At 64.4% G+C, this 11,424-nt stretch carries 12 protein-coding genes; 6 read left to right on the top strand and 6 right to left on the bottom strand.

The window, feature by feature from the left end; translation table 11 throughout:
• From SIN08_RS20315 to SIN08_RS20290, 6 genes are all read left to right on the top strand, one after another.
• Positions 1–981 (top strand): ABC transporter substrate-binding protein (locus SIN08_RS20315; RefSeq protein WP_322449566.1); only part of this gene is annotated, 981 nt, incomplete at its 5' end.
• 26 nt (positions 982–1,007) lie between these two features.
• Complete coding sequence (locus SIN08_RS20310; protein ID WP_322449405.1) at positions 1,008–1,982, top strand: YVTN family beta-propeller repeat protein; 975 nt, start codon at positions 1,008–1,010, stop codon at positions 1,980–1,982.
• Positions 1,983–2,008: 26 nt separating this feature from the next.
• Positions 2,009–2,464: a hypothetical protein gene (locus tag SIN08_RS20305; RefSeq protein ID WP_322453436.1), complete on the top strand. Its 456-nt coding sequence runs from the start codon at positions 2,009–2,011 to the stop codon at positions 2,462–2,464.
• Between the two features lie 451 nt (positions 2,465–2,915).
• On the top strand, positions 2,916–3,506 hold the full coding sequence (locus SIN08_RS20300) for a hypothetical protein (protein WP_322453435.1): 591 nt from the start codon (positions 2,916–2,918) through the stop codon (positions 3,504–3,506).
• A 127-nt stretch (positions 3,507–3,633) separates the two neighbouring features.
• Positions 3,634–4,704 (top strand): four-carbon acid sugar kinase family protein, encoded by a 1,071-nt coding sequence (locus tag SIN08_RS20295; protein WP_322453434.1) that lies wholly within the window; start codon positions 3,634–3,636, stop codon positions 4,702–4,704.
• Between the two features lie 14 nt (positions 4,705–4,718).
• Positions 4,719–5,423 carry a FadR/GntR family transcriptional regulator gene (locus tag SIN08_RS20290; protein WP_322453433.1) on the top strand — a complete coding sequence of 235 codons (705 nt, stop codon included), beginning with the start codon at positions 4,719–4,721 and terminating at the stop codon, positions 5,421–5,423.
• Positions 5,424–5,450: 27 nt separating this feature from the next.
• On the opposite strand, the gene pdxA is transcribed toward SIN08_RS20290, so the two are convergent.
• The 6 genes from pdxA to SIN08_RS20260 form a co-directional block, all read right to left on the bottom strand.
• Positions 5,451–6,431, bottom strand: coding sequence for a 4-hydroxythreonine-4-phosphate dehydrogenase PdxA (pdxA, locus tag SIN08_RS20285; RefSeq protein ID WP_322453432.1), 981 nt, complete (start codon positions 6,429–6,431; stop codon positions 5,451–5,453).
• A gap of 11 nt (positions 6,432–6,442) precedes the next feature.
• Positions 6,443–7,441, bottom strand: coding sequence for a phosphoglycerate dehydrogenase (locus SIN08_RS20280; RefSeq protein ID WP_322453431.1), 999 nt, complete (start codon positions 7,439–7,441; stop codon positions 6,443–6,445).
• Positions 7,438–8,325 (bottom strand): dihydrodipicolinate synthase family protein, encoded by an 888-nt coding sequence (locus SIN08_RS20275; protein WP_322453430.1) that lies wholly within the window; start codon positions 8,323–8,325, stop codon positions 7,438–7,440. Before SIN08_RS20275 ends, SIN08_RS20280 begins: the two co-directional genes overlap by 4 nt.
• Positions 8,322–9,821 (bottom strand): tripartite tricarboxylate transporter permease, encoded by a 1,500-nt coding sequence (locus SIN08_RS20270; RefSeq protein WP_322453429.1) that lies wholly within the window; start codon positions 9,819–9,821, stop codon positions 8,322–8,324. The genes SIN08_RS20275 and SIN08_RS20270 overlap by 4 nt, the downstream gene beginning before the upstream one ends.
• A 76-nt stretch (positions 9,822–9,897) precedes the next feature.
• A complete protein-coding gene (locus tag SIN08_RS20265) occupies positions 9,898–10,851 on the bottom strand; it encodes a tripartite tricarboxylate transporter substrate binding protein (protein ID WP_322453428.1) in 954 nt (317 codons plus the stop codon).
• A gap of 46 nt (positions 10,852–10,897) precedes the next feature.
• Positions 10,898–11,362, bottom strand: a complete 465-nt coding sequence (locus SIN08_RS20260; protein ID WP_322453427.1) for a tripartite tricarboxylate transporter TctB family protein — start codon at positions 11,360–11,362, stop codon at positions 10,898–10,900.
• Between the last annotated feature and the right edge of the window lie 62 nt (positions 11,363–11,424).

Here is an 11,424-nt window from a genome sequence, read left to right as displayed (position 1 = left end):
CTCGGCCAGGAATTTGCGTTGGAAGTGCGCGAGATCGCGCCGGGGGCGAATGCGAGGGAGGCCTTTCGCGGGCTGGTGGAGAACGGCAACCGGTTCGTGCTGACGGACGTCTCGGCCGAACAGCTCGTCTCGATCGCCGATCTGGCGGCCGAAGCCGGCGTGATCCTGTTCAATGTCGGGGCGCCGGATGACATTCTGCGCGAGGAGGAATGCCGGGCGAACGTCTTCCACACGGCGCCGACGCGCTCGATGCTGGCCGACGGGCTGGCGCAGTATCTGATGTGGAAGCAGTGGCGGCGCTGGGTGCTGATCCACGGCTCGCACGCGCCGGACCGGCTGTTCGCCGAGGCCCTCAAGCGGGCGGCGGAACGCTTCGGCGGCGAGATCGTGGCCGAGAAGCTCTACGAGGACCGCGGCACGGCGCGGCGCGCCGATTCGGGCGTCACCCAGATCCAGCGCGAGATGCCGGTCTTCACGCAAGGGCTGCCGGAGCACGACGTGGTGCTGGTGGCCGACGAGAGCGAGGTGTTCGGCACCTATCTGCCCTACCGCACCTGGGTGCCGCGGCCGGTGGCCGGCACGGCGGGGCTGGTGCCCTCGGCCTGGCACCCGGCGAGCGAGCAATGGGGCGGCACGCAGATCCAGAACCGGTTCGCGGACAGGATCGGCCGGCGCATGGTGTCGAAGGACATGTCGGCCTGGACGGCGGCGCGCTCGATCGGCGAGGCGGTGACGCGCACGGGCAGCGGCGATCCTGAAGAGGTGGCCGCCTTCATCCGTTCCGACGATTTCGCGGTGGCCGCCTTCCGCGGCCAGAAGCTGACCTACCGCGACTGGAACCAGCAATTGCGCCAGCCGATCTTTCTGGGCGACGGGCGTTCGGTGGTGTCGACCTCGCCGCAGGAGGGTTTCCTGCACCAGGTCTCCGAGCTCGACACGCTGGGCGTCGACCGGCCGGAGACGCGCTGCGTGCTTGACTAGTTTTTCACCGATCGGGAGGAGCCTGCATGCATAGAACCCTGTCCGCGCTCGCCGGCGCCGCGCTGGCGGCGGCGCTCGCCACGCCGGCTTCGGCCACCATGGCCTATGTGTCGAACGAGCGGGGCAACACCGTCAGCGTCATCGACACCGAGACGATGGCGGTGGTCGAGACCATCGAGACCGGCCAGCGCCCGCGCGGCATCACCATCTCCCATGACGGCAGGTTCATCTATCTGTGCGCCAGCGACGACGACACGGTGGAGATCATCGACACGGAGACGCACCGGATCGTCGGCACGCTGCCGTCGGGGCCGGACCCGGAGCTGTTCGTGCTGTCGCCCGACGGCAAGACGCTCTATGTGGCCAACGAGGACGACAATCTGGTGACCGTGATCGACATCGAGAACCGCAGCGTGGTGACCGAGATCCCGGTCGGGGTGGAGCCGGAGGGGATGGGCATCAGCCCCGACGGCAGGACGCTGGTCAACACCTCGGAGACCACCAACATGGCGCATTTCATCGACACGGAGAGCCACGAGATCACCGACAACGTGCTGGTCGATTCGCGCCCGCGCTTCGCCGAGTTCACGCCCGACGGGGCGGAGGTGTGGGTGAGCGCGGAGATCGGCGGCACGGTGTCGGTGATCGACAACGAGAGCCGCGAGATCAAGCACAAGATCACCTTCGAGATCCCGGGTCTGAGGCCGGAATCGATCCAGCCGGTGGGGGTGCGCATCACCAGGGACGGCACCAAGGCCTATGTGGCGCTCGGCCCGGCCAACCGGGTGGCAGTGGTCGACACGAAAACCTACGAGGTGCTCGACTACATCCTGGTCGGCCAGCGCGTGTGGCAGCTCGCCTTCACGCCGGACCAGGCGATGGTCATCAGCACCAACGGCATCTCCAACGACGTGACCTTCATCGACGTGGCGAGCGACGAGCCGGTGCAGTCGGTGACGGTGGGCCAGCAGCCCTGGGGCGTGGTGGTGGCGCCGGAATGATCACACAAGCGGAGGGAGGAAGACCCATGAAGAAGCTGGCGACATTGCTCCTGGCGGCAAGCCTTGCGCTGCTGCCGCAGGGCCTCGCCTGGGCGCAGGACGACGACGATGACGACGACGGCCCGGAGATCACGCTATCGAGCAAGGACGTGCCGGAGCTGGTGCTGGGCGCGCCCGACGACGACTTCGCCGTCAACCGGCAGAACTTCGAGCTGGTGGCCGGCCAGGCCTATCGCTGGCAGATCACGTCGAAGGGGCGGCTGGAATACAAGTTCTTCACCGACCTCTTCCGCAATGTGTGGATGAACCAGATCGTCATCGAGGACCTGGAAGTGCACATGAACGGCGCCCCCGCCTGGCTCGAATTCGACGCCCCAGGCACCATCCAGGTCCAGTTCGTCGCCGCAAGACCAGGCTTCTTCACATGGTCCGTCCCAGACCTTGAAGACAGAGGCATGAAGGGCTCGATCATCATCAAATAGACGGCGCGGGCGCGCAACCCGCTCCTCAAATCGATGCGGCCGAATCTCCCGACCGGCCGCATCGATGTCGCCCCGCTGGCCCGGCCAGCGGGGCTGCACCGTCTCGACTGCCGCGACGCGTTGACCATGCGGCATGGAGCACGCGACTCTGCTCGCCGAGCGCGGAAAGGCGAAGGCGCGGCAGGATATGGCCAGCGCATCGTTCTCCGTCCGGGCGATTCCCGCTGGCTTGCTCTGAAGCCCCCGACTACCGGCGAAATTGCATGTACGCCAACTTGCACGCCGGTTTCGGTCAAGCCATGCTGCCTCCGGCCGGCCGTTCCATTTGTCTGCATGCACCGCAGAGAATAACGTAGAGGCCGAACTTCGCACGCTGGGGTGGAAAACGTTCCGATTCTCGAAGGCGCGAAGGAATGGGCATTTGCCCGAATTGGCTTTGGGAAAGAACGGCATGGAAGCCATCACTCCGGATCCGAACACCTTCTTTCATGTCCGCGTGTTCATCGGGATAATTACCGGCCTGAGCGTCGCCCGTGTGCTGAACGGACTGGCTTTTCTCGTTCAGCACCCGCGGCGCGAGCATGTCTATAGCGTCCACATCGGGTGGGCGTTGTTCCTACTGCTCGCCGTCATGCATTTCTGGTGGTTCGAGATCGGCCTTGCCAAGATAGAGCGATGGACCTTCGAGCTCTACTTCTTCGTGATATTCTACGCGGCGCTGTTTTTCTTCACGTGCGCGGTCCTGTTTCCGGACAAGATGAGCGAATACCCGAACTATCGGGATTACTTCCATACACGGCAGAAATGGTTCTACGGCCTCCTTGCAAGCCTCTTCATCGTCGATCTGGCGGACACGGCCTTCAAGGGCATGGAGCATTTCCGCTCTCTCGGCCTTTTTTACCCCATGCGTCAGATCGGGCTTTCCGTGCTGGCACTGATCGCCATGTGGATCAGGAACTATCGTTATCACGTGGCATTTGTGGTCGTCGCGCTGATTGCCGAGATCGTGTGGATTCTCAATCAGTTCGAGGTATTGAACTGAATGCGGGCGCGGGCTCGCGGCGGGCTTGAGGCCGGCCGAGCCCACACCATCTCGTCATTTGCCAACGCGCCGCGAGGAGCTTACAAGTTTACAAAATGGGCAATAGTGATGCGGCGACGTTCCGGAAATGGCAGATGTTCTCCTCATAGCCGATGATCTGACAGGTGCTTTGGACAGTGCGGTCGCTTTTGCCGAGCGGGGCATGCGCGTTGTGGCCGCTCTCGGTGTCGATCATTTGCCGCGTGCCCTGGCGCAGGACGCCCACGTTGTTGCGGTGTCCACCGGCTCGCGGGAACTGGCGCCCGCAGTGGCGCGCGCGGTTATGACCGCTGTCCGCGATGCCGCTGCCGGATTTTCCGGCATATTGTTCAAGAAGGTGGACAGCCGCTTGAAAGGGCCGGTCGCCGCCGAACTGGACGTCGTTTCGACCATGAGGCCGGGTCCGGTGCTAGCATGCCCCGCCATCCCCCGTCTCGGACGCTACGTGGTCGACGGGGCGGTCACGGGAGCCGGAGTTGACGCGCCGATCGACGTGCGAAGCGCAATCGGGCGCGCGGCAACGGTCCCGGATGCGACAGCAGATACGGATATCAACGCGGCCTTGCCGGACATCCTCGGTCAGACCCTTTTCGTCGGCGCCGCCGGATTGGCCGAGGCGCTCGCGCGACGCTTGGCACCTGCGCCGCTGGCGCGGCGGGCGGCCCGTCTGACGATGCCAACGGTCTGGGGAATCGGATCGCGCGATGCGGTCACCCTCGGACAACTGAGCGTCCTCCGGCATCACACAATCATCAAAGCGCCGAATGGCGACGTTCCGGAGACGGACCCCGCGCCCATGACGATCGCGCAGCTTGTCCCGGGCCCGCAAGCCGTTTCGGCAAGCCAGGCGGGGCACCGGTTTGCCGAAGGCATGAGCAGATTGACCAGAAACGGCATGCCCTCGAGCCTGTTCGCATGCGGTGGCGAAACCGCCAGTGCAGTCCTGGCGCGGCTCGATGTTACGCTGCTCGAGATCGTCGGGGAAATCTTGCCCGGGGTGCCGGTCTCGCGGGCTCTCGACGGGCTCCCCGGTCTCGATGTGATAACCAAATCGGGAGGCTTCGGGGCTGAAGATACGCTGCGGCGCCTGGCGGACCTGGCGGAGACGGCGGGCCGCTCACAGCCTTACCCGGCAAAGGATCCGGCAGGAATCGGATAAAGGGACAAGACGACATGAAGCCGCGCACGACACTTGCCGATCGCGTATATCACTCCCTGTTCAGTCGAATTTCGAACGGCGATTATCCGGCGAACCAGAAGCTGCCGCCGGAGAACGTTCTTGCGCAGGATTTCGGTGTGTCCCGCCCGGTGCTGCGCACGGCGCTGGAAAGATTGCGGGAGGAAGGGCTCGTCTATTCGCGCCAGGGCGCAGGCAACTATGTGCGCGCACCCCTATCGAAACCCGTAGGCTTTGCACGCGTCGAAACCCTCGCCGATATCCAGCGCTGCTACGAATTCCGCCTCAACCTGGAGACCAAGGCCGCGGCACTCGCCGCCGAGCGCCACAATGCGGCCGTGCTCGGCGACATCGAGGAAGCGCTCAAGCTGCTGCGGGCGGCGACCGGCTCCCTTCAGCATCGTGAGGATGCCGACTTCGCCTTTCATCTGGCAATCGCCAAGGCCTCCAACAACCAGTATTTCGAGACGACGCTGAGGGCGTTGCGGGAGCACGTCAACGTCGGCATGAAGCTGCACGGCCAGTCATTGATGACCGATGGCGCCAAGGGCCTGGAGGAAGTCCTGCAGGAGCATACGGTGCTGTTCGACGCCATCAGAGACAGACGGACGGATGAAGCCGCCGGGCTGATGCAGATGCATCTCGAGCACTCGCGCGACCGGCTTTTTGGCGGCGGTCTCCTCGATTTGCGGATGACGTAGAAGCGTCCCTCCGCCTGAACGGACTGATCAGGAACGTCTCGCCGCCAGCTTGCCGGCATAGTCGAGCGCCGACTGCATGTTGACGTGGTTGGCTTTGCCGGTGCCGGCGATGTCGAAGGCGGTGCCATGGTCGACCGAGGTGCGGTCGATCGGCAGTCCCAGCGAGACATTCACCGCCGTATCGAAAGCGATCAGCTTGATGGGGATGTGCCCCTGATCGTGATACTGCGCGACCACGAGATCGAAAGCGCCCTGATTGGCACGATAATAGACGGTATCGGCGGAAATCGGCCCGACGACGTCGATGCCCTCATTGCGTGCCATCTCCACGCCCGGGGCGATCTGCAGATCGTCCTCGCGGCCGAAAAGGCCGTTCTCGCCGCAATGCGGATTGATCCCGGCAACGGCGATGCGCGGTTTGTCGATCCCCATGCGCCTCAGATGCCTGTGCCCGATCCGCACCGTTTCGAACACCCGCTCGGGTGTTGCCCGCTCGATCGCATCGCGCAATGAGACATGGGTGGAGACATGGACCACATTGAGCGTGGCGGAGGCGAGCAGCATCCAGGAGCTCCTGCATCCGGTCAGGTGGGCCAGCATCCCCGTATGGCCGTCATAGTGATGGCCGGCGGAATTGAGCGCCTCCTTGTTGATCGGTGCAGTCACCATGCCGACGGCTTCGCCATCCAGGATCATCTGTACCGCCGTCTCGATATATCGAAACGACGCCTCGCCGCAGGCCGGCGACAGCACGCCGAATTTGCCCGGCAGCCCGTCGACGGGGATATGGCGAATGGCGAGCGCTTCGCGCGGCCCTTCCTGGCCGTAATCGCGCAAGGCCAGATCCACCCCGCACGCAGCGCGGGCCCGCTCCATCGTGCCCCGATCCCCGATGAGCGCATATTGCGCGCGTGCGGCTCCACCAAGGCCTGCCATCGCCTTGACGATCACCTCCGCGCCCACGCCCGAAGGATCTCCCATGGTGATCAGAACGGGCTTGTCGTTCATGACTGGTTCTCCTAACGATGTGTCACGGACTTCCCGCGATCAACCTCACCTTCAAGATCCGCCCTGTTCACGCAGCGCCGGGGCAATTTATCCCGCAGCAGACACGCAATGTCCTCGATCACCATGAGCCCCATATTCTCGACGGCCTCCCTGGTGTCGGCGCCCGAATGCGGGGTGAAGACGGCGCGCGGATGCGAAAAGATCCGATGGCGCGTGTCGGGCGGCTCCGTCACGAAGGCATCGATGGCCACGCCCGAAAGCCTGTTGTGCTCAAGCGCATCGGCAACCGCATCGAGGTCGACGACTTCGCCGCGGGCAAGGTTCAAGAGGCAGGCGCCGCTTTTCATCTTTCCGATCCTCTCCGCATCGATGAGACCGGCGTTGTGCGTTCCCCCGACCACGTGCAGGGATACATAATCCGACCGGCCCAGCAAATCGTCGAGTCCGACGATCTCGATCCCGTGCGCTGTCGCGAACGCCGTGTCCGGGTAGGGATCGGCGGCAAGAACGTGCATGCCGAGGGCACGCGCAAGCCTCGCGAGCCGGCGGCCGATATTGCCCAGACCGACAATGCCGAGGATCTTGCCGCCGAGTTGGGTGCCCACCTGCCTGTCCCAGCCGCCGGAGCGGACCGACGCATGGCCAGCGGGAATGTTTCGCGCCAGCGCGAACATCAGGCCGAGCGCCAGTTCGGCAACCGCATCGGCATTGGCGCCCGGCGTGTTCGTGACGGGCAGACCGCGCGCCGTGCAGGCGGCAATGTCAATGTTGTCCAAGCCGACGCCGTGCTTGAGGACGCCCTTAAGCCGCGGTGCATTCCGGACCGTCTCACTCGTGACGGGCACCAGCCCGACGACGAGGAAATCGGCCCTGGTGACCTGCCCTGCAAGTTCATCCGGCGGCAGCTTCGGATCGGCGCAGCGGATGAGTTGCCAACCCCTTTCGGCAAGCCGCTCCGGCACCCGGCCATGCTTGCCGAAGCCGGGCGAAGTGGTCACGATCGTGGTCATGCGGGCAACAGGCCGTATTTGTTCAGGAGTTCGCGGATTTGCGCGTCCTGGGCGGGATCGGGCAGCAGCGCCGGCTGGCGGCTGGCGCCGACGGAATGGTCCATGACCCAAAGCGCGCGTTTTACCAGCGCAGGCGGATAGCCGAGCGCGTAAAGATCGGAGCGGAAGTCGGCATATGTCTTCTGGGCTTTGGCGGCACCGGCGTCATCCCCTTCGTTGAAGCACGAAACGATGCGCGCCAGCACCTCCGGCATGACGTTGCCGAGACCGGAGATGCAGCCCGCCGCACCGTTTTGCAGCGCCCAATGAACGAGGTGATCCGGGCCGGAATAGACCGCAAAGTCGGGCACTTCGCGCCCCACGGCCATATAGGCTTCGAGCGTATCCTGCTTGCCGCCGGAATCCTTGATTCCGGCGATGTTTCCGTGCCCGGCGAGGATACGCGCGGTCTCTGGCTCGAGGTGGTTCTGCGTGCGCGCGGGAATGTCGTAGAGATAGACAGGCGTGCCGACGGCATCGGCGACCGTCGTGAAGTGGCGGACCAGACCATCCTGCTCGCAGGCGATGAAGAACGGCGTGATGACCGCGATCCCGTCGACGCCGACCCGGTCGAACGCGCGGGCCAGCATGACCGTCTCGAAAGTCGCCGGCATGCCCGCATTGACGATCACCTTGGCGCGTCCGGCCGCTTCGTCGACCACGGCCTCGGTGAGCTTCACCTTCTCATCGAAGGTCAGCGCCGAGAAATCGCCATTCGTACCTGCGCACATGATGTTGTTGCCGGCCGCAACCTGGCGGCGGACCTGGGCCCGCGTGGCCTGATAATTGATCGTCTCGTCCTCGTTGAAGCAGGTTACGAGGGCGACATAAGCAGATTTCTTCATCTGGTTTCCGTGTCTGGTTCCCGCTGCGCGCGACGGCGTGCCCGGGCATTCGCGATGAGGGGCCAGCCGAGCGAGAGCACGGTCAGCCCGAGGAAGAGTAGGGTCAAGGGGCTCGAGACGAAAGCAAGCACGTTGTCATGCGTCTGCAGGAGCCCGCGGCGCAGATTGGCTTCCATCATCGGACCGAGGATCATGGCGATGCAGAGCGCGGCCTGGCTGAAGCCGAACTTCTGAATGGCCCAGCCGAGAACCCCGAAACCCACCATGGTATAGAGATCCACCGGATTGAGGTTGATCGCAAACGAACCGATGAAGCAGAAGACCATGATTGCGACGGCAAGGACGTGCCGGGGAACGGCCAGCACGCGGCTGAACACCGGTATCAGGAGCATGCCGAAGATGAACATGAAAATCGTCGCGAGAAAGGTGCCGCCGAAAATCCCGACGATGATGTCCGGGTTGGTCTGGAACATGATCGGACCCGGCGCGAGTCCCTGGATCATCAGCCCGCCCATCAGCACCGCGGTCACGACGTCACCGGGAATGCCGAGCGCCAGCAGCGGAATGAGCGCGGCGGCGCAAACGGCATTGTTCGCCGATTCCGTTGCGGCGATGCCCGGCGCGTAGCCGGTGCCGAACTTCTCGGGCGTGGGCGAGGCGCGCCGCGTCTCGTTGTAGGAGATCCAGGAGGCGGTGCCGGACCCCACGCCCGGCACGATGCCGATCAATGTGCCGATCAGCGATCCCCGGACGAGCGCTCCGCGGCTTTCCCGCAGATCCTGGCGGGACGGCCAGCGGCCTTTGACCGGGTATATGGTGGCGTCTTCGCGCGCCATCCGCTCCATGAGCGCAAAGACCTCGGAAAGGGCGAACAGGCCGATCAGCGCCGGCGTGAAGGCGAAGCCGGACGCGAACCCGGAAATGCCGAAAGTATATCGGAGAACGCCGGAAATCGGATCGGCGCCGACGCAGGCGATGAGAATGCCGAGCAGCCCCGATATCGCTCCCTTGAGCAGATCGCCCGAAAGCGAGGCGATGATGGTCAGCCCGAACAGGGCGAGCGCGAAATACTCGGGCGCGCCGAATTGGAGCGCGATTGCAGCAAGCTGCGGCGCCATCGCGGCAAGGACGACGGCGGCGACGAGCCCGCCAACGGTCGAGGCGATGGTGGCCATGCCGAGGGCCTTGCCCGCCTCTCCCTTCTGCGCCATCGGATAGCCGTCCAGCACCGTGGCCGCCGAGGCCGGTGTGCCCGGTGTGCGCAGCAAAATGGAAGAAACGCAGCCGCCGTAGATGCCGCCGATATAGATCCCGATCAGCATGTTCAACCCCATGACGGGCTGCATGCTGAAGGTGAGCGGAATCAGAAGGGCAACGCCCATCGTCGCCGTGAGCCCCGGCAGCGCGCCGATGATGAGGCCGCCCAGCGTGCCGAGCGCAATAGCCCACAGCACGTCGAACTGAAACAACGGGGCGAGATATGCGATTGTCTCCATGACCGGGCCGATCACTGCCTTGCGCAAAGGAAAAGAGGCCGGGAGGTCTGCCCCGACCCCTTGCGTGTGGAGAGGACTACTTGTTCTGACCGTACATGCCGAGATCCTTGAGAACCTTCTCGGCCATCCGGCTGTCGTTGCGGGCGCGCGCCGCGAAGGTCTCGGCGTCTTCATAGACGACGAACTCGCCCATGTCGGTCATCTTCGCCACGAATTCCTCGTCATTGGCGACCGCTTCGACCGCATCGCGGAGGAACTGGAGATTCTCCTCGGGGATTCCCTTCGGCGCAATGATTCCCTTCCAGGACGACCAGGTGAAATCGATCCCGTTCTCGACGGCGGTCGGCGTGTCCGGGAACAGATCGATGCGCTCGGGTTCCATGACGAAAATCGGCGTCATGTTCCCCGCCTCGGATTGCTCCAGCGCTTCCGCCGGCGAGGCTACCATCGCGTCGATGTGGCCGCCGACACAGGCGGTGCGGGCATCCGAAGAACCGTTGTAGGGGACGTTCTCGATCTTGATCCCGGCGGCATCGGCGAAGGCCTGTGCGGAAACGTGGTTGGCGCCGCCCGCACCCGAGTTGCCGATCTGCGGCGGCGTGCCCTTGGCATATTCGATGAAGGAATCGAAATCGGAGAACGGTGCGTCCTTGCAGGCAACGAGAACCTGGAGACTGCGCGCGAAAAGACCGACGAACGCGACGTCATCGATGGTGTAGTCGGTCCCGCCGAGATGCGGCAGGATCGCGAGCGGCCCCTGCGCGCCGGAACCGAGCGTGTAACCGTCCGGACGTGCGTTGAGCGCGGCGGACGTGCCGATCGAGCCGCCGCCGCCGGGCTGGTTCCGCACGACGAACTCGGCGCCCTCGTAAAGGCGCTCGAACGTATCGGCAAATACGCGCAACGAAAGGTCCGTGCTGCCGCCGGCCGAATAGGGAACGATTGCCTGAATCGGACGCTCGGGGAAATCCTGCGCAACGGCCGGTGTGACGAGCGCCGCCAGAGTGACGCCGAGAATAATGTTCTTCATGGTGATCTCCTCCTTTTCGAGTTGCAGCCTGCCGACGCGATGCGCCCTACGGCAGCCAGACATTCAGCAGTTCGGTGAATCCGTAATAGACCGCCACCGTTATGAACGCGGGCAGCACCACCAGCACCCAGAGGCGCCGCTCTCCGAACAGAAGCAGGCCCGCAATGAAGGCGACGAGCGTGGACGGGATATAGCCCACCCGCATGAAGGCGGCCGCATAGGCCACCATCAGGACTGCAAAGAGCCCCATGCGAAACACAGTGCCGCGGCCGGGAAAGACGATCGGCTCCTCGGGATTGCCCGTGCGGTACCGCAGCACCGCACGCGCCATGAGTGCCACGGCGAGCAGAGCAATCAGCCCGATGACCAGCCACGGAACGAATGCGGGCCCGGCGGCCGTGCCGCTCGGCGCAGCGCTGACGTACAGCGTTCGCCACGCCGCGAAGCCGCAGAAGGCCAGAACGATCAAGCCGATGACGACGTCACTCTTGCGTGAATCTGTTCCGCTCATGGGTTCCCTTTGATGGCGGCCGGCCCTGGCCGCGTTGTTTCCCAGTCTCCGGCAGAATGCAC

The organism is Chelativorans sp. M5D2P16 (genome assembly GCF_034427935.1).
GTDB lineage: Bacteria > Pseudomonadota > Alphaproteobacteria > Rhizobiales > Rhizobiaceae > Chelativorans.
Note: the sequence above shows the minus strand (reverse complement) of the source record. Positions and strands in the feature narration are given on the sequence as shown.